General features: G+C 63.9%; 16 protein-coding genes. 9 read left to right on the top strand and 7 right to left on the bottom strand.

Annotated features, from left to right (window positions below; all coding sequences use genetic code 11):
* Window positions 1-14: 14 nt before the first annotated feature.
* The 8 genes from B0T39_RS14270 to uhpC all read left to right on the top strand — a co-directional run bounded on the left by B0T39_RS14270 (window position 15) and on the right by uhpC (window position 9589).
* Window positions 15-1016 carry a 4-hydroxyproline epimerase gene (locus B0T39_RS14270; protein WP_081547722.1) on the top strand — a complete coding sequence of 334 codons (1002 nt, stop codon included), beginning with the start codon at window positions 15-17 and terminating at the stop codon, window positions 1014-1016.
* 2 nt (window positions 1017-1018) lie between these two features.
* On the top strand, window positions 1019-2263 hold the full coding sequence (locus B0T39_RS14265; protein ID WP_081547720.1) for an NAD(P)/FAD-dependent oxidoreductase: 1245 nt from the start codon (window positions 1019-1021) through the stop codon (window positions 2261-2263).
* A 64-nt stretch (window positions 2264-2327) separates the two neighbouring features.
* A complete protein-coding gene (nhaC, locus tag B0T39_RS14260; RefSeq protein WP_081547718.1) occupies window positions 2328-3731 on the top strand; it encodes a Na+/H+ antiporter NhaC in 1404 nt (467 codons plus the stop codon).
* Window positions 3732-3775: 44 nt separating this feature from the next.
* The gene (gene dapA, locus B0T39_RS14255; protein WP_081547716.1) at window positions 3776-4651 is read left to right on the top strand and encodes a 4-hydroxy-tetrahydrodipicolinate synthase; all 876 of its coding nucleotides are present in this window, start codon (window positions 3776-3778) and stop codon (window positions 4649-4651) included.
* A 12-nt stretch (window positions 4652-4663) separates the two neighbouring features.
* Window positions 4664-6145 (top strand): aldehyde dehydrogenase, encoded by a 1482-nt coding sequence (locus B0T39_RS14250; protein WP_081547714.1) that lies wholly within the window; start codon window positions 4664-4666, stop codon window positions 6143-6145.
* A 75-nt stretch (window positions 6146-6220) separates the two neighbouring features.
* Window positions 6221-7354: a branched-chain amino acid ABC transporter substrate-binding protein gene (locus B0T39_RS14245; RefSeq protein ID WP_081547712.1), complete on the top strand. Its 1134-nt coding sequence runs from the start codon at window positions 6221-6223 to the stop codon at window positions 7352-7354.
* Window positions 7355-7366: 12 nt separating this feature from the next.
* A complete protein-coding gene (locus B0T39_RS14240) occupies window positions 7367-8167 on the top strand; it encodes an inositol monophosphatase family protein (protein ID WP_081547710.1) in 801 nt (266 codons plus the stop codon).
* A gap of 72 nt (window positions 8168-8239) precedes the next feature.
* Window positions 8240-9589, top strand: coding sequence for an MFS transporter family glucose-6-phosphate receptor UhpC (gene uhpC / locus B0T39_RS14235; protein ID WP_081547708.1), 1350 nt, complete (start codon window positions 8240-8242; stop codon window positions 9587-9589).
* 6 nt (window positions 9590-9595) lie between these two features.
* Here the strand turns inward: uhpC and B0T39_RS14230 are convergent, their stop codons facing one another.
* The 7 genes from B0T39_RS14230 to B0T39_RS14200 all read right to left on the bottom strand — a co-directional run bounded on the left by B0T39_RS14230 (window position 9596) and on the right by B0T39_RS14200 (window position 17960).
* Window positions 9596-10990, bottom strand: a complete 1395-nt coding sequence (locus B0T39_RS14230; protein ID WP_166451801.1) for a PLP-dependent aminotransferase family protein — start codon at window positions 10988-10990, stop codon at window positions 9596-9598.
* A 113-nt stretch (window positions 10991-11103) separates the two neighbouring features.
* On the bottom strand, window positions 11104-12465 hold the full coding sequence (gene ccoG / locus B0T39_RS14225) for a cytochrome c oxidase accessory protein CcoG (protein ID WP_081547704.1): 1362 nt from the start codon (window positions 12463-12465) through the stop codon (window positions 11104-11106).
* Between the two features lie 288 nt (window positions 12466-12753).
* On the bottom strand, window positions 12754-13383 hold the full coding sequence (locus B0T39_RS14220; RefSeq protein ID WP_081547702.1) for a MarC family protein: 630 nt from the start codon (window positions 13381-13383) through the stop codon (window positions 12754-12756).
* Window positions 13384-13530: 147 nt separating this feature from the next.
* Window positions 13531-14664 (bottom strand): succinyl-diaminopimelate desuccinylase, encoded by a 1134-nt coding sequence (gene dapE, locus B0T39_RS14215; RefSeq protein ID WP_081547700.1) that lies wholly within the window; start codon window positions 14662-14664, stop codon window positions 13531-13533.
* On the bottom strand, window positions 14661-15011 hold the full coding sequence (locus tag B0T39_RS14210) for an arsenate reductase (protein WP_081547698.1): 351 nt from the start codon (window positions 15009-15011) through the stop codon (window positions 14661-14663). Before B0T39_RS14210 ends, dapE begins: the two co-directional genes overlap by 4 nt.
* Window positions 15012-15018: 7 nt before the next feature.
* Window positions 15019-16146 (bottom strand): PilT/PilU family type 4a pilus ATPase, encoded by a 1128-nt coding sequence (locus B0T39_RS14205; protein ID WP_254894561.1) that lies wholly within the window; start codon window positions 16144-16146, stop codon window positions 15019-15021.
* Window positions 16147-16277: 131 nt separating this feature from the next.
* Window positions 16278-17960, bottom strand: a complete 1683-nt coding sequence (locus tag B0T39_RS14200; protein ID WP_081547694.1) for a long-chain-fatty-acid--CoA ligase — start codon at window positions 17958-17960, stop codon at window positions 16278-16280.
* Window positions 17961-18272: 312 nt separating this feature from the next.
* On the opposite strand from B0T39_RS14200, the gene rimP reads away from it, so the two are divergent.
* Window positions 18273-18698 (top strand): ribosome maturation factor RimP, encoded by a 426-nt coding sequence (gene rimP, locus B0T39_RS14195; protein WP_081547692.1) that lies wholly within the window; start codon window positions 18273-18275, stop codon window positions 18696-18698.
* Window positions 18699-18713 lie beyond the last annotated feature (15 nt).

Here is an 18713-nt window from a genome sequence, read left to right as displayed (position 1 = left end):
CGAGGAGCAAGAACATGGCGGTGCGCGAATTCGAATGTCTCGATGGCCATACCTGCGGCAACCCCGTGAGGCTGGTGGTGAATGGTGGCCCGCAGCTGGAAGGAGAGACGCAGGCGGAGCGGCGTTTGGACTTCATTCGCCGCTATGACTGGATACGCACAGGCTTGATGTTCGAGCCGCGCGGCCATGCGCAGATGTCCGGCGCTTTCCTGTATCCGTCGACGCGGGAGGATTGCGACATCGCAGTGCTCTACATCGAGACCAGCGGCTGTCTGCCGATGTGCGGCCACGGCACCATAGGCGTGGTCACCATGGCGCTGGAGCACGGGCTGGTGACGCCGGCCGAGCCCGGCGTGTTGAACCTGGATACGCCGGCAGGCAAGGTGGCGGCGCAATATCGGATGGAGGGCGGCAAGGTTGCCGCGGTAACGCTGACCAATGTGCCGTCTTTCCTCTATCTGCGCGATGTGGAGGTTGAAGTGTCGGCGCTGGGGCGTTTGCGGGTGGACATCGCCTACGGCGGCAACTTTTATCCCATCGTCGAGGCGCAGCCGGGCTACCGCGACATGGCGGATTATTCGCCGGCGCAATTGGTGGCGATGGGACGTGAGCTGCGCGAATACCTGAACCGGCATTACGACATCGTTCACCCCTTGGACCCGAATATCAGCGGCGTCCGTCATTGCCAGTGGACCGGGGCGGCCAAGAACGCCGGCTCCAGCGCGGCCAACGCGGTGCTGTACGGCGAGTCGGCGCTGGACCGCTCTCCATGCGGCACCGGCACTTCGGCGCGGCTGGCGCAGCGCCATGCGCGCGGCCTGCTCGCCGTCGGCGAGGATTTCATCCACGAGAGCCTGATCGGCAGCCAGTTCGTTGGCCGCGTGCTGGCTGAGACTCAGGTTGGCGATTACCCGGCAATCGTGCCCTCGGTGCAGGGCTGGGCGCGCTTCACCGCTTACAACCGCATCCTGCTGGACGACGCCGATCCCTATGTTCACGGTTTCGAGGTGGCCTGAGCATGAGCGAGCGAATCATTGTCGTCGGCGCCGGCATCGTGGGCATCGCCACGGCGCTGCAATTGCGGCTGGCCGGCCTGGAGGTGTTGTTGCTGGACCGCAGCGAGCCGGCGCGGGAAACCAGCTACGGCAACGCCGGCGCGCTGGCGGTCAGCGATGTGATCCCGCTGGCCGAGCCCGGCGTCTGGCGGCGACTGCCCGGCTGGCTGCTGGATCCGCTGGGGCCGCTGGCGGTGCGTTGGCGTTATCTGCCGACGCTGGCGCCGTGGTTGGCGCGCTTCGCATTGGCCAGCCGGCCGGCGCGGGTGGCTTCGCTGACCCGAGCGCTGGCGGCCTTGTTGAACCGAGCCGCCGCCGACTACGCGCCGCTGGTGGCGCGGGCCGGGCTGGACGGCATGTGGCGGCGGCACGGCGCGCTGACCTTGTACCGCGACGCGGCCGAGCTTGAACAGGCCTTGCCGGCCTGGCGGCGCAAGGCCGAGCACGGCGTGGCCTGGCAGGCGCTGGATCAGGCGGCCGCTCAGGATTGCGAGCCGTCGCTGCGGGATGGATGGGCGCGCGCGGTCAAGGTGGCGGCCTGGTCCCATGTCGACGACCCCTATCTGTTCAGCCGCGGCCTGCTCGATGCCTTCGTCGCCGCCGGCGGCGTCTTCGAACAAGCGGAAGCGGCCGCCTTGAGCGAGCGCGGCGGCAAGGTGGACGGCGTGGTCTGCGCCGACGGCCGCACGCTGGCTGCCGGGCAGGTGATCGTCGCCGCCGGCATTTGGAGCGACCGCTTCACCCGCCAGTGCCGTTACCGGGTGCCGCTGGAAAGCGAGCGAGGCTATCACGTCAACCTGCCCAAGGCCGGGGTGGCTTTGCGCCATTTCATTCAGTGCGCCAGCGAAAGTTTTGTGATCCTGCCGCTGGCCGACGGCGGCCTGCGGCTGGCCGGCACCGTGGAACTGGCTCACCGCGACGCGGCGCCGGACTGGCGGCGCGCCGAGATCCTGCTGGACAAGGCGCGGCGCATCGTCGGCGAATTCTCCACCGAAGGCATGACGTTGTGGATGGGCAACCGGCCGTCGCTGCCGGACACCGTGCCGGTGATCGGCCCGGCGCCGGATCGCCAGGGCCTGTATTTCGCCTTCGGTCACGGCCATCTGGGCCTGACGCTGGCCGCCACCACCGGCGCATTGCTGCGCGACATGGTGTTGCAGCGGCCGGCCAGTCTGGATTTGCATCCTTACCGCTTGGCGCGTTTTTAGCGCCGCGGCCGTGCCGGCTGCTGAGAGCCGCCGGCCGCCCACCCATCCGCAGAGGAGAGACGCCATGCAGCAAACATCGCCGCGCTTGCCGAGCGCGATCCAGGTTGTCGCGGTGATGGCCGGTTTCATCGCCATCATGTTCCTGTTCCTTAACGTGCTGGATCTGCCCATCCAACTGGCGCTGTTCAGCAGCTGGTTTCTGGTGATTGGCCTGGGCGTGTGGCTGGGCCGCAGTTACGACGATATGCAGCAGGGGCTGATCCAGGGCATCCACAACGGCATGGTGGCGGTGCTGGTGTTGATCACCGTGGGCGCGTTGATCGGCGCCTGGATCGCCGGCGGCGTGGTGCCGGCCATCATCTACTACGGCCTGGCCATCATGAGCCCGCAGATATTTCTGGGCGCGGCCTTCGTCATCTGCATGCTGACCTCGCTGGCCACCGGCACCTCCTTCGGCACCGCCGGCACGGCCGGCATCGCGATGATGGGCATAGGCTATAGCTTCGGCATGCCTTTGCCGCTGGTGGCCGGCGCGGTGATTTCCGGCGCTTACGTCGGGGACAAGATGTCGCCGCTGTCGGACACCACGGTGATGACCGCTTCGTTGTGCAAGGTGGATCTGATTGACCATATCCGTTCAATGATGTGGGTCAGCGCGCCGGCCACGTTGTTGACCGCTTTGTTGTTCCTCGGCGTCGGCTTCTTTTATGCGGACGCCGGCCTGGACACCAGTCGCGCAGATCAGGCGATGCAGGCGCTGGCCTCGCACTTCGTCATCAACGGTTGGCTGCTGCTGCCCGCGGCGGCGGTGATCGGGATGCTGGCGATGCGGTTGCCGTCCATTCCTGTGATCACGGCCGGCGCGGTCATGGGCATAGTCTGCGCCTGGTGGGCGCAGGACATGCCCTTGCTGGACGCGGTGCGCACCGCGTATTTCGGCAACCGCACCGCGTCCGACGTGGAGTTTCTCAATACCTTGCTCAATCGCGGCGGCATCGAATCCATGCTCAGCGTGATCGCGCTGATCCTGTTCGCCCTGGGCCTTGGCGGCTTGATGGAGCGCGCCGGCATTCTGGAGGTGATCAGCGCCAATTTTCTGCGCTGGGCCAACAATCCGGGCCGGCTGACCGTCTCCACGCTGCTGGGCGGTTTCTTCGGCAATTTCTTCGGCGGCGCCGCCTATGTGTCGCTGATCACTGCCAGCACCATCACCGAGCGCAATTACGATCTGCAGGGCATTGAGCGCAGGGTGTTGTCGCGCAATGTCGAGGCCGGCGGCACGGTGACCGCGCCCATGGTGCCGTGGAGCGACGGCGGCGTGTTCATGGCGGCGACGCTGGGCGTGTCCACGCTGCAGTATCTGCCCTTTCTTTGGTACCACCTGCTGGTGATCGCCATCAGCGTGTTCTATGGCTACGCCGACATTGCGATCTGGCGCACCCGTTCCGCCGCCGCGACGCCGGTTTGAGCCGCGCGGCTTCCGTCCACCCTCAAGCACAAAGGAAACACCCTATGCAACAACAAGGCATTCTGGTCCCCATCGTCACGCCGTTCGACCGCGACGGCCGTCTGGATTTGGCGGCGCTGCGGCAGCTGGTCGAGCGCTTCATCGAACAAGGCGTCGCCGGCGTCGTCGCCTGCGGCACCACCGGCGAATACTACGCCTTGGACGAAGGCGAGCGCAGACAAGTGCTGGAGTGCGTGGCCAAGACGGGCAAGGGCCGCTTGCGCTTGATCGCCGGCGCCAATGATCTGTCCACCCACGGCGCGATAGCGCGCGCCCGCCAGGCGGCGGAGCTGGGCTACGAGGCGCTGATGCTGGCGCCGCCGGCCTATAGCCTGCCGGATCAGGACGGCATCGTCGCTCACTTCAAGGCGGTGGCCGCCGCCAGCGCGCTGCCCATCATTCTCTACAACTTCCCGGCCCGCGCCGGCGTATCCATCGATGTCGCCAGCGTGATCGAGTTGAGCCGCGTTCCCAATATCGTCGGCATCAAGGAAAGCAGCGGCGATTTCAGCCGCGCGCTGGCGCTGATTCAGGCGCGGCTGCCGGATTTCGAAGTGATCTGCGGTTGCGACGATCAGGCGGCGGATTTCCTGTTTTGGGGCGTGCGCAGCTGGATCAGCGGCGCGGCCAATGTCTTCCCCGGCGAGCAGGTGGCGATGCTGAACGCCGCCAAGGCCGAAGACTGGGCGCGAGTGCGCGCGCTGATGGCGGCGATGTATCCGGCGATCCAGGCGATGGAGTCCGGCGGCTACAACCAGAAGGCCAAGCTGGGCGTGCGCCGCCACGGCGTCGAAGCCGGCGATGTGCGTCTGCCCTTGCTGCCTTTGCCGGGCGCGGAAGCCAAGGCTTTTCTCGACGCGCTGGCCGCGTTCGATCGTTGACGGGAGACTGAGATGCCATTAAGCAAGGAAGCGATATTCGAGAGTGCCCGCGCCGGTCGTTTGTGGGCCGGCTTGCTGATCCCCGGACATGAGGGCTGGGGAGCGCGGCTGGACAATATGACGCCGATGGACAACAGCCTGATCGGCCATGTCGCCGCCGGCGACGCCGCCGACGTCGACGCCGCGGTGGCGGCGGCGCGCGCTTGCTTCGAGTCCGGCGAATGGTCGCGTCGGCCGCCGGCCGAGCGCAAGCAGGCGATGCAACGGTGGGTGGCGCTTTTGCGCGAACACGTGGAGGAACTGGCGGCGCTGGACTGCATCGACGCCGGCAAGCCGATCACCGAATGCCTGAACACCGATCTGCCGGCCACGCTGGACACCTTCGCCTGGTACGCGGAGGCGATAGACAAGTGCTACGGCAAGGTGGCGCCCACAGGGCCGGAAGCGTTGGGTTTTATCGTCAAGGAGCCGATAGGCGTGGTGGGCGCGGTGCTGCCGTGGAACTTCCCGGCGCAAATGTACGCGTGGAAAGTGGCTCCGGCGCTGGCCGCCGGCAATTCAGTGGTGGTGAAGCCGGCCAAGCAGACCTCGCTCAGCGCCTATCGCATCACCCAGCTGGCGCATCAGGCCGGCATTCCCGCCGCGGCGCTGACCCTGGTCACCGGCTCCGGCCTGGCGGTGGGCGAGGCGCTGGGACGGCATCCGGACGTGGACATGGTGTCCTTCACCGGCTCCACCGAAGTGGGCCGCTTGTTCCTGCAATACGCCGCCGAGAGCAATCTGAAGGAAGTGGTGCTGGAGCTGGGCGGCAAGAGCCCGCAGCTGGTGTTCGAGGACGCCGAGCTGGATGACATCGTCGACGACGTGTTGGCCGCGGCGTTCTGGAATATGAGCGAAAACTGCAGCTGCGGCTCGCGCTTGATCGTCGCCGCCGGGGTCAAGGACGTCTTGCTGGAGAAGCTCAAGCGGCGACTGGCCGGCTGGAAGCTGGGCCTGCCCACCGATCCGACAGTGCAGGTGGGCCCGCTGGTGGAACAAGCCCATTTCGAGCGGGTGAAAGCCTATCTGGAAGTGGCCAAGGCCGAGGGCGCGCGGCTGGTCCACGGCGGCCGAATCCACGCCGAGTTGGGCAGCGGCTGGTATATCGAGCCCACCATCTTCGATCAGGTCAGCGCCAAGATGCGTATTTTCCAAGAGGAAATCTTCGGCCCTATCCTGGCGGTGAGCACCTTCGACAGCGAGGAAGAAGCGGTGCGCCTGGCCAATGACAGCGTCTACGGCCTGGCCGCCTCTCTGTACACCCGCGACGTCAAGCGCGCCCAGCGCGTCGCCGCCGCGCTGCGCGCCGGCACGGTGTCGGTCAACGGCTTTTCCGAAGGCGACATCACCACGCCTTTCGGCGGTTTCAAGCAGTCCGGCTTCGGCGGCCGCGACAAAGGCCTGGAAGCGCTGGAGCAATATCAGCAGACCAAGACCATCTGGTACGTGAACTAGAGTCAGGCCCGGCGTCGCCAACGCGGCGCCGGGCTGTCTTCGGCAGCACCCATGTCAAAACAAAGGAGAGACGAGATGAAACCCATTATCCCCTTGCGGGCGGCGCTCGCCGGCGCCGCGTTGCTGATAGGCGCCTGGCCGGCCGCCGCCGAAACTCTGGTCAAGATCGGCTTCGCCTCGCCCTTGTCCGGCCCGCAGGCGCATTACGGCAAGGACAATGAAAACGCCGCTCGGCTGGCGGTGGACGAATTGAACGCGCGCAAGCTGCAGGTCGGCGGCCAGTCGGTGCGCTTCCAGTTGTTGGCGGAGGACGATCAAGCCGATCCGCGCATCGGCACTCAGGTGGCCCAGCGCTTCGTCGACTCCGGCGTCAAGGCGGTGCTCGGCCATTTCAACTCCGGGGTGTCGATCCCGGCGGCGCGCATCTACGCCGCCGCCGGCGTTCCGCAGTTGTCGGTGTCCACCAACCCGGCTTATACCCGGCAGGGCTACCGCACCGCCTTCCGGCTGGTGGGCAGCGACAGCCAGGTGGGGGCGGCGTTGGGCCGCTTCGCGGTGCAGACGCTGAAGGCGGCCAGCATCGTGGTGATAGACGACCGCACCGCCTACGGTCAGGGCATCGCCGACGAGTTCGCCAAGGCGGTGCAGGCCAGCGGCGGCAAGATCGCTCGCCGAGAGTACACCAACGACAAGGCCAGTGATTTCTCCGCCATTCTGACCGCGGTCAAGCCCTTGCGGCCCCAGGTGATCTTTTACGGCGGGGCCGACGCCCAGGCCGCGCCCATGGCCAAGCAGATGAAACGGTTGGGCCTGGACGCCAGGCTGTTGGGCGGCGACATGTTGCAGACGCCTACCTTCCTCAGCCTGGCCGGCGACAGCGCGGGCGGCCACTTCGCCGGCATTCCCGGCGGCCAGTTGAACGACAGGCCAGCGGGCAAGGCTTTCCGCCAGCGTTATCAGGCGCGTTTCAAACAGGATGTGGTGCGGCTGGGTCCGCAGTTCTACGACGGCATGAAGATGGTGGCCGCCGCGATGCAGCAAGCGGGCTCGGTGGAGCCGGCGCGCTTCATGCCGGCCTTGGCCAAGCTCAGCTACGCCGGGGTCAGCACCGATTTTTCCTTCGACGCCAAAGGCGATCTCAACAAGGCGGCGGTGACGATTTCCGAGGTCAAGAACGGCCAGTGGACGACAAGAGCGGTGATGCAGTGAAAGGAGGTTTGAATGATGCGGTATTCCCAAGGGCAGTTGGACGAATGGTTGAGCTTCGCTCGGGAACTGGTGGCGGACAGCCGCGCTTTGCTGGCTTCCCGTTCTGAGTGGAGTTCGCAGTTCAAACCGGACCGCACCCTGGTGACCCAGCTGGATCTGGAGATTGAGCAAAAGCTGCGCGAGCGCATCCTGCTGCGCTATCCGGGCCACGGGGTGCTGGGCGAGGAGTTCGGCGCGCGGGAGCTAGACGCGGAATGGTTGTGGGTGTTGGACCCTATCGACGGCACCGCCTCCTTCATGGCCGGCATGCCGGTCTACGGCACGCTTATCGCACTCTTGCATCAAGGCGCGCCGGTGCTGGGCGTGATAGATCAGCCGGCCACCGACGATTGCTGGATCGGGCGTCGGGGATTGCCCACCTTATTGTTTACGCGCGACGGAGCCCGCGAATGCCGCACCCGCGGCTGCGCCAGCCTAGAGCGGGCTTTCGTCTCGGTCAGCAGCCCGGATTTTTTTCTGCCGGAGGAAAGGCCGGTATGGCAGGGCTTTTGCGAGCGCACGGGCTGGCGGGTCTACGGCGGCGCTTGCCGCAGCTACGGCCTGCTGGCCTCCGGGCGCACCGATCTGGCGTTGGACGCCGGCCTCAAGCTCTACGACTACGCGGCGATGCGGCCCATTATCGAAGGCGCTGGCGGCGTGATCAGCGACTGGGAGGGCAGGGCGATCACATTGGACAGCGGCAGCCGGGTGTTGGCGGCGGGCGACCCGGCCCGCCATCGCGAGGCGCTGGAGTTGATTCAGCGCCTGGGTTGAGGCAAGGCGCGCGGAGACGCGCCAGTAACAACAGCGCCGCCGTCGCAGCGGCGCGGACAGAGGAGAACGCACATGTCCCTGAGAACATGGCTGAGCTGGCTGCGCGCGCAGCCGGAAGCGCCGGTAGACAAGAGCCAGGAAGAAATCAACGCCAGCTACCGCCATTGGCGGCTCCACATCATGCTGGGCTTGTACGCCGGTTATGCCGTTTACTATTTCACCCGCCGCAGTTTCAATTCCATCATGCCGGCGATGCTGGACGACCTGGGCTGGGAACGGGCCGCGGGCGGCGCCATCCTGTCGATGTTCTACATTGTTTACGGCGTGTCGCGTTTCGTGTCCGGCATGATGAGCGACTTCGCCAATCCGCGTTACTTCATGGGCTTGGGGCTGATCGCCACCGGCATCGTCAACATCCTGTTCGGCTTCAGCAGCAGCCTGCTGGCCTTCACCGCGCTGTGGACGCTGAACGCTTTCTTTCAGGGCTGGGGCTGGCCGCCGTGCGCCAAGTTGATGACGGCCTGGTACTCGCGCAACGAGCGCGGTTTCTGGTGGGCGATTTGCAATACCTCGCACAATGTCGGCGGAGCCTTGATCCCGCTGCTGGCGGGCGCCTTGGCGATGGGGTACGGCTGGCGCTACGGCATGATTGTGCCGGGCCTGATCGGCATCGCCGTCGGTCTGGTGCTGTGCGTCCGTTTGCGCGATTGGCCGTCGTCCATGGGTTTGCCGACGGTGGGCGTCTGGCGGGGAGACGAGCTGGAGCTGGAGCAGGAAAAGAACAGCGCCAAGCTGCCGATGGCGCAGGTGCTGCGGCGTTATGTGTTCGGCAACCGCTTCATCTGGCTGCTGGCCGCGTCTTATCTGTTTGTCTATGTGGTGCGCATCGGCATTAACGACTGGGGCAACAAGTATCTGCAGGAGCAGCATGGCTACGCGTTGCTGAAGGCCAACTCGGCGATTTTCTGGCTGGAGGTGGGGGGCTTCATCGGCACCATTGTCGCAGGCTGGGGATCGGATCGTTTTTTCCGCGGCAACCGGGTGCCGATGAACATCATCTTCACGCTGGGCATCTTGCTGTCGGTGCTGCTGCTGTGGACATTGAGCGTCGATCACTACTTATTGATCGCCGGCAGCTTCTTCTTCATCGGCTTCTTTATTTTTGGGCCGCAAATGCTGATCGGCATGGCGGCGGCCGAAGCCGCGCACAAGGAGTCGGCGGGCGCCGCCACCGGCTTTGTCGGCGTGTTCGGCTATTTGGGCGCGGCCTTGTCCGGCTATCCCTTGGCCAAGGTGACCGATGCCTGGGGCTGGGACGGGTTTTTCCTCGCCCTGTCCATCACCACCTTGTTGTCCGCCGTCTTGCTGCTGCCCCTCTTGGGGCAGCGCAAGCGGTTGGAGCCGGCCCGTGGCCGGGCCTGAGGAGACTTAGCGGACGTTGGCCGGGCTGAGCAGCTCGGCCAGCAGGGGGACGCCGGAACGGTGTTGCAGCGGATCGAAGAAGCTGAAGTTCAGCCGCATCGCGTTGCCGGTGTCCTGGCCCGGGGTGTGGAACATCTGGGACGGCGCGAAGTGCAGCCCTTGTTGCATCGCCATCGGCAGCAAGCGGCGACAGTCGACGCCCGGCGGCAGCTCCACCCACAGGAAGTAACCGCCTTGCGGCCGCGCCATCCGGCAGTCGGCGGGGAAGTGAGCGGCGATCTGCTGTTGCAGCGCGGCCAGATTGTTTTGCAGGCGCTGGCGCAGCAGGCTGAGCATGTCCTCGTGATGGCCGCCGGCCAGCAGCCGGGCCAGCGCCATCTGGCTGGGCAGCGGCGTGGCCAGCGAACTGCATAGCTTGAGGCCCAGAATGCTGTCGCGGAAACGTCCGGCGGCGATCCAGCCCACGCGATAGCCGGGGGCCAGCGATTTGCTGAAGGAGGAACAGTGCAGCACGCTGCCGCGCTGGTCGAAAGCCTTGAGCGGCAGCGGCGCGCCTTCGCCGAAGTACAGCTCGCGATAGGTGTCGTCCTCGATGATGGGCACGCGGTGGCGTTCCGCCAGCGCCAGCAGCGCGGCTTTTTGCGAATCGCTCATCACCTGGCCGGTGGGGTGCTGGAAATTGGGCATGGCGATGATGCCGGCCGGCTGGTGCTGGATCAGCAGCGCTTCCAGCCGCTCCAGGTCCAGCGGCTGCCCCGGCGGGCAGTTGAAGCCGACGGCGCGCAGTTCCAGGTGTTCCAATTGCTCGAAGATGGGCGGGAAGGCCGGGGTGATCACCAGCATGCAGTCGCTGCCGCTGAGGCGGGCCACCGAGCGGATCGCCAGGTTCAGCGCCTCCATGCCGCCGCAGGTGATCAGCATTTCCTCGCCGTCCAGCTCCACGCCCTGGGCCAGGTAGCGCAGCGCCAGCTCTCGGCGCAAGCCTTCGTAGCCTTCGCTGTCGGTGCTGGACAGCGCGTAGCGGTAATCGCTGAGCGCGCGGGTCAGCGCGCGGGTCAGCGGCGTGGTGTTGATCAGCACCGGGTTCATGAACGGGCAGCCCCATGGCATGGGCAGCGCCATGGTCAGGTGCTCGGCGCGGAACTCCCCGGGGTGGTCCGGGAGCGGCGGCGCTTGGCGCAGCGACAGCGAAGACAGGCCCAGCACCCGGAAGCCGGAGCGGGGAAGGGATTCGATCAGGCCTTGTTTTTCCAACTCGGCGTAGGCGCGTTGGGCGGTGGTGATGCTGACCTTGTGGTCCAGGCACAGTTTACGCAGCGAGGGCATGCGATCGCCGGGGCGCAGATGGCCTTGCTCGATGGCATGGCGAAAGCGCTGGCTCAGTTGACTGGTCTTGCTCATTGTATTCCTGGCGGTTGGACCGCGGCGGCGTTGCGCCGCGGCTTGACTCCTGATGGACTGCCTAGGATCGCCGACGTTTGCTTGGCGCGGAAAAATGTCGGCGGATCCTAGATTCATTCGCCGATGAAGCTGGATTTTTCCCTGATCATACTACCGTCATGGCTCAGCGAGCTGACCACAAAGTAGATGTCGTGCGCGCCACGGGTGGCGTGCTCGGGTTCGGCCTGTACCCGCACGGTGACGGTCTCGGTTTGGGTGGGCGCGACTTCGACCACCTGTCCGGGCTTGTCCAGCCTCAGGCTGGGCAGGCCTTCCACTTGGATCTTGAAGCGCTGCGCCTGTTCGCTGGTGTTGATCAGCTTCAGGTTGTAGCTGTTTTCCAGCAGGCCGTCGTCGGTGGCGCGCACCAGGACGGCGCGGTCGCGCAGCACATCCACTTTGAACGGTTTTTTCAGGATTAGCGCGGTGGTGGACAGGGCGATGATGCCGGCCAGCAGGCTGGAGTACACGATGACCCGCGGACGATGGCTGCTGCTGGGGCGGTTTGGCTTACCGGCGGCTTCCAGCGCGGCGGCGCTGGTATAGCTGATCAGCCCGCGCGGCGCATGGATCTTGTCCATCACCTGGTCGCAGGCGTCGATACAGGCGGCGCAACCTATGCACTCGTATTGCAGGCCGTTGCGGATGTCGATGCCGGTGGGGCAAACCTGTACGCAGATGCCGCAATCGATGCAGCTGCCGCGCGCCTTGTCCGCGGCCTGCTTGCTTTTGCCGCGCGGTTCGCCGCGGCGGTTGTCGTAGGAGATGATCAGCGTGTCGTTGTCGAACATCGCGCCCTGGAAGCGGGCGTACGGGCACATGTGCAGGCAGACTTTCTCGCGCAGCACGCCGGCCAGCAGCCAGGTGAAGCCGCCGTAGAACAGGATCCAGAAGCTTTCCCACGGGCCGTAGGCCAGGCTGGGCGCGGCGGCGGCCAGTTCGCGCACCGGGGTGAAGTAGCCCACCAGGGTGAAGCCGGTGATCAGCGAGAACAAGCCCATCAGCCCGTGCGACAGCGTTTTGCGCGTGAACTTGTTCACGCTCATCGGCGCCGCGTCCAGTTTGCGGCGCGCGTTGTGGTCGCCTAGCGTCAGCCGTTCTATCCACAACATGATCTGGGTGTAGACTGTCTGAGGGCAGCTGTAACCGCACCAAAGCCGTCCCGCCAGCGCGGTCCACAGGAACAGGCCCAGCGCGCAGATCACCAGCAAGGCGGCGAAAAAGATGAAATCCTGTGGCCAGAAAGTGAGGCCGAAAATCAGGAAGCGGTGTTGTTCCAGGTCCAGGTGCACAGCCTGCCTGCCGTTCCACTGCAACCAAGGCAGGCCGAAGAACACCAGTTGGGTGGCGAGAACCATGAACACCCGAACATTGTTGAAGCGGCCGGTGGTCAGGCGCGGATAGATTTTAATGGGGACGGCTTGCTGGCTAGACATGGCAAAATGACCATTGGATGAAAACCCCTTATTAGTACTGCTTGGGATCGGTACAAACAATGAACAGTTGCTCTTGAAAATGTGTATACAGCGTAATCTGTCTATATACAGATCAGGGCTGGGGCTTGACGGGTATTTAGGGAAACTTCAAGTGAAAACAATGAGTTTCCCGTGCATGAAACGGGTGCTTCCCCTGGCCGGTCCCGCTTCATGCTGTATTGGATGCTTGAGGCTGTGCTGATGGCCTCCACACAATAATCCTGCCGAGTTTGTGGGTTTTACGGGATTTTATCTGGCAAGCTGCGGGAAAAGCCGATAAATCCCGTCCACGATGATTTCCACCGACACCGCCGCCAGCAGCATGCCCATCACCCGGTTGACGATGTTGATGCCGGTTTGCCCCAGCAGGCGCGACAGCGGAGAGGCCAGCACCAGCGCGCCGTAGCAGGTGATGGCCACCAGCAAACTGCTTACCAAAAGGTAAATCACCTGTACCCATGACGACGCCGTGGTCGCATAGATGATCACGGTGGAGATGGTGCCAGGCCCGGTCATCAGCGGAATCGCCAGCGGCACCACGGCGATATTGGTCTTGGTTTCCGCTTCCTCGCGTTCCACCTTGGTGGTTTTGGTGGGGCCCGGCTTGGCGTTCATCAGGGCGATGGCGATCAGCATCACCAGCAGGCCGCCGCCCACCTGGAAGGAGCCGACGCTGATGCCGAGAAAGCGCAGCAAGGTTTCGCCGACGACGGCGAACAGGCAGAGCACGATGGCCACGGAGATGGCCGTGGTCTTGGCGATCTTCTTGCGCTCCAATTGATTGGAGGTGGGCGTCAGGCTGATGAAGATGGGGATGGCGCCCAGCGGATTGACCAGCACCAGCAGCGCGATGAATATTTTTGCGATTTCGACTTCCATGGTTCGGATCATACCTTTCGCTGGGGGTCTGCGCATTCAGGCGGGAGACGGGAAGCGTCGGCACTGCGTCAGACTGGGCCGTCTTCACGTAAAAAACCGGTTGGCCCAATCGGGCGCAACCGGTTTCAGCATAGCCGGAATTTCAGTTCAGTCCGCGTTCAGCAATTGCTCCAGCGTGCGGCGGTAAATTGCGGACAGCGGCTCGATGTCGGCCACTTCCACGCATTCGTTCAGCTTGTGGATGGTGGCGTTGACCGGGCCGAACTCCACCAGCTCGCGCGCGATGCGTTTGATGAAGCGGCCGTCGGAGGTGCCTCCGGTGGTGGACAGTTCGGCCTGGTGGCCGGCGACGGCGACGATGGCGCGGCCGAGGGCCTCGGTAAGCTTGCCCGGCTGGGTCAGGAAGGGTTGGCCGGACAGCTGCCAGTGCAGTTCGTAGCCCAGGCCGTGGCGGTCCAGAATCGCGCAGACGCGTTCCTTCAGCGATTCCGCGCTGCTCTCCGGCGAGAAGCGGAAGTTGAAGCGAATTTCGCAGTGGCCGGGGATGATGTTGCTGGCGCCGGTGCCGGCGTGGATGTTGGAGACCTGCCAGCTGGTGGGTGGGAAAAAGGCGTTGCCCTCATCCCAGCGCGTCGCCGCCAGTTCCGCCAGCGCCGGCGCCATCAGGTGCACCGGGTTTTTGGCCAGATGCGGGTAGGCGATATGGCCCTGGATGCCGTGCACGATCAACTGGCCGGACAGCGAGCCGCGGCGGCCGTTTTTGATGGTGTCGCCCAGGGCTTGGTCCGAGGTGGGTTCGCCGACGATGCAATAGTCTATGGTCTCGCCGCGCGCCTCCAGCGCGTCCACTACCTTAACGCTGCCGTCCACCGCCACGCCTTCCTCGTCCGAGGTGATCAAGAGGGCGATGGAGCCGAGGTGTCCGGGGTGGCGGGCGACGAAGTCTTCGCAGGCGGTGACGAAGGCGGCCAGCGAGGCTTTCATGTCGGCGGCGCCGCGGCCGTAGAGCAGGCCGTTGCGGACGGTGGGTTCGAACGGCGGGCTGTCCCATTGTTCCAGCGGGCCGGTGGGCACCACATCGGTGTGGCCGGCGAAGCAGACCAGCGGGCCGCCGTCGCCGCGGCGCGCCCAGAAATTGTCGACATCGCCGAAGCGCATGCGTTCCACGCGAAAGCCGATGGCTTCCAGCCGGGCTATCATCAGCTCCTGGCAGCCTTGGTCGCGCGGGGTGACCGAGTCCAGCCGGATCAGTTGCCGCGCCAGTTCTAGGGTGTCGCTCATTTCAGCAGGCGCTCCGCCCAGTCGGCTTCGACGAAGCCGACGCTGATCTTGCCGTTTACGTCGAGCACCGGGCGCTTGATCACCGAGGGGTTGGCCTGCATCAAGGCCAGCGCGGCCGGCAGTTGATCGGCGCCGGCCTTGACCTCGTCCGGCAGCCCGCGCCAGGTGGTGCCCTGGCGGTTGATCAGCTTGGCGAGGCCGGCCGCGGCGGCCCAGCGCTCCAGGCTGGCGGCGTCCGCGCCCTGTTTCTTGAAATCATGGAAGTGGTAGTCGAGGCCGTTGTCGCTCAGCCATTGGCGCGCTTTTTTGACGGTGCTGCAGTTGGGAATGCCGTAAAGAGTAATCATGGGTGGGTTACAGGTCCAGTTTGATGCTGTCGAAGCTTGGCGGCTCGCCGCCGGTTTGCTTATCGTCGCCGCTCGCCGCTTTTTCCTTGCTCTGATTGATCAACCAGTACAGGTTGGTGGGCGAGTCGGCGTTTCTCAGGGCCTCGTCCAGGCTGATGCGCCCCGTGCTGTAGAGCCGGTACAACGCCTGTTCGAAGGTTTGCGAACCATCGCTCATGCTGCTTTCGATGGCCTCCTTGATTTTGTCTATCTCTCCGTTGCGGATCAACTCCGAAATGCGAGGGGTGTTGATCAGGATTTCAATTGCCGGCACTCGGGAGCCGTCCACGGTGGGGATCAAGCGCTGCGAAACCACCGCCTTCAGCGCGGCGGAGAGGTCCATCAACAAGGCGGTGCGGCTTTCCGCCGGGAAGAAATTGATGACTCGGCTCAGCATGTGATAGCTGTTGTTGCCGTGCAGCGTGGAAATGCACAGATGGCCGGACTGGGCGTAGGTGACCGCCTGGGTCAGGGTTTCCGGGTCGCGGATCTCGCCTATCATCAGCACGTCCGGCGCCTCCCGCATCGCGTTCTTCAGCGCACGGGCGTAGGAGAGGGTGTCGAAGCCCACCTCGCGCTGGTTGACGATGGATTTATCGTGGCGGAACAGAAACTCAATCGGGTCCTCCACGGTGAGGATGTGGCCGCTCATGCTCTGGTTGCGGGTTTGCAGCATCGCCGCCACGGTAGAGCTTTTGCCGGAGCCGGTGGAGCCGACCACCAGGATCAGACCGCGTTTTAGCTTGATCAGTTCGCAGAGTATCGGCGGCAGCTGCAAGTGATCCAGTGAAGGAATGTTGGGCAGGATGTAGCGCACCACCATGCCCACCGAACCGCGCTGCCAAAAAATATTAATGCGGAAGCTGCCGAGGCCGGGCACGGGATGACCCAGATTCATTTCGCGCTCCTGCTCGAAAACGCTGATCTCCTCTTCGCTCATCAGGCTGTAGGCCAGTTGCTTGACCATGTCCGCGGTCAGCGGTTTTTCATTCAGCGGCAGCAGTTCGCCGTTCTGCTTGATCATCGGCGGAGAAAAGCTGGTGAAGAACAGATCGCTGGCGCGGCGTTCGGCCATCAATTTGAAAAACGGCAGCATCAACATAATCGTGCACCCGGAAGCGACAAGGTTTATCAATAAAGCGGTTTTTTAAAGTGTAGCCGTCCCACGGCCAAAAAAAACGCCGCCCAACAGAACGGGCGGCGGTGATTTCATGGTGTCGGCATGCGTCAGGCGGGTTTGGCGCTGCTGCTCTCGTCCCGCAGCGCGCGGCGCAGAATCTTGCCGACATTGGTCTTGGGCAATTCGTCGCGGAACTCCACCAGCTTGGGCACTTTGTAACCGGTGAGATTGTCGCGGCAATGCTGGATGATGTCCTTTTCCGTCAGCGCGCGGTCCTTGCGCACCACGAAGACCTTGACCACTTCGCCGGACTTGTCGTCCGGCACGCCGATGCAGGCTACTTCCAGCACCCCGGCGTGGCCGGCCACGACGTCTTCGATCTCGTTGGGGTAAACATTGAAGCCGGACACCAGAATCATGTCCTTTTTGCGGTCCACCAGTTTGACGAAGCCGTCCGCGGTCAGCATGGCCATGTCGCCGGTGGCGAGGAAGCCGTCCGGGCTCAACACCTTGACGGTTTCGTCCGGGCGGTTCCAATAACCTTTCATCACCTGAGGACCGCGGATGCACAGCTCGCCCTGTTCGCCAGGGGCCACTTCATTGCCGTTCGCGTCGCGCAGTTGCATCTCGGTGGAGGGCACTGGCACGCCGATGGTGCCGTTGTAGGCGGGGAGGTCCAGAGGGTTCATGCACACGGCCGGGCTGGCTTCGGTCAGGCCGTAAGCTTCCACCAGGGTGACGCCGGTCACTTGCTTCCACTTGTCCGCCACCGCTTTTTGCACCGCCATGCCGCCGCCCAACGCCAGGCGCCAGGTGGAGAAATTCAGCTTGGCGAACTCGGGGTTGTTCAGCAGCGCGTTGAACAGGGTGTTGACCCCCGTCATGCAGGTGACCGGGTACTTGCCCATTTCCTTGATGAAGCCGGGGATGTCGCGTGGATTGGTGATCAGAATGTTGAGCGCGCCCACCTCGGTGAATACCATAAGGTTGGCTGTCAGCGAGAAGATGTGATACAGCGGCAGCGCGGTGACGATGATCTCTTGTCCCGGACGGATAACCGGTTTCACCCATTCGCCGGCCTGCAGCATATTGGCGACGATATTGCGGTGCAGCAGCATTGCGCCCTTGGATACGCCGGTAGTGCCGCCGGTGTATTGCAGGAAGGCGATGTCGTCGTGGCAGAGCTCCACCGGACGATAGGGCGCGCGCGCGCCGCGGGACAGGGCGTCGCTGAAGCGGACATGGCCGGGCAGCTGCCACGGCGGCACCATTTTCTTGACCTTGCGCACCACAAAGTTGACCAGCATGCCCTTGGCGAAGCCCAGCATCTCGCCGATGGAGGCCACGATCACATTCTTGACCTGGGTGCGCGGCAGCACTTGCTCCAGCACATTGGCGAAGTTTTCCAGGATCACGATGGTTTCCGCGCCGGAATCCTTTAGCTGGTGCTCCAGTTCACGAGGGGTGTACAGCGGGTTGACGTTGACCACGGTGCCGCCGGCGCGCAGGGTGCCGAACACCGCAACCGGATATTGCAGCAGATTGGGCATCATCACCGCCACGCGGTCGCCCTTCTGGAGTTTCAACTCATGCTGCAAATAGGACGCGAACTGACCGGAGAGCTGATCCATCTCACGGTAGCTGAGCTCTTTGCCCATGCAGGCCAGAGCGGGGCGGTCATGGAATTTCTTTACGCTGCGGTCGAAAACCTCGACCACGGACTGAAACTGGTTGATGTCGATTTCATGAGCTACGCCCGGCTGGTAGTTTTTGAGCCACACCTTTTCCATAAATCCCGGTTTCTCCATCGTGCTGGTTAACGAGAGTCGCGCCAGCGTGTCGCGCGCCGGCGGGCGTCGTACCTATTTGGTGACTATATATTGTTATGTCGCGGCGGCTTGGCCGCTCATGACGTCAAACTACTGTTTGAGTGCCCGGTAATGTACCGTAACTGGAACCGCTCGCAAAGAAGTCCGGCGCAAACAGCCGCCCGAGTCCGTTGGGGGCGGGTGGTTCGCCGGTTTTCTTTTTCAATGGAATAGGTTACAATCGCGTCGGTTAGGGATGGGCGTTTCGCCCATTTTTTATTTGTGGAAAAAGCAATGGATGTTCGTTTGCTGCTGGACAGCACCCTGCCGGGTCTCGGCTATGAGTTGGTCGATTTCGAAATGACCCCGGGGGGCGGTTTTCGCGTTTTTATCGACAAGCCGGGTGGTATCACCGTGGAAGATTGCGTCCAGGTGAGCAATCACTTCACCCGCCTTTTCATGGTCGAAAACATCGACTACGAGCGACTCGAAGTATCTTCGCCGGGCTTGGACCGTCCGCTGAAGAAAGAGGCTGATTTCGTCCGCTTCGCCGGAAAGCTTGCCAAGATCAAGACGCGCATGCCGATCGAGCAGCAGAAGAAATTTACCGGTCGTCTTGCCGGGGTCGAAGAAGACTCTGTGAAGCTGGATGTGGATGGCCGCATCATGGCGATTCCGTTTGCCAATATCGACAAAGCCAGGCTGGAGCCTGAGTTTTGATGTCTGGACGGCCAT

This window comes from Chromobacterium haemolyticum, assembly GCF_002081825.1.
GTDB lineage: Bacteria > Pseudomonadota > Gammaproteobacteria > Burkholderiales > Chromobacteriaceae > Chromobacterium > Chromobacterium fluminis.
The sequence above is the reverse complement of the archived record's forward strand: the minus strand, read 5'-3'. Positions and strand labels throughout refer to the sequence as shown.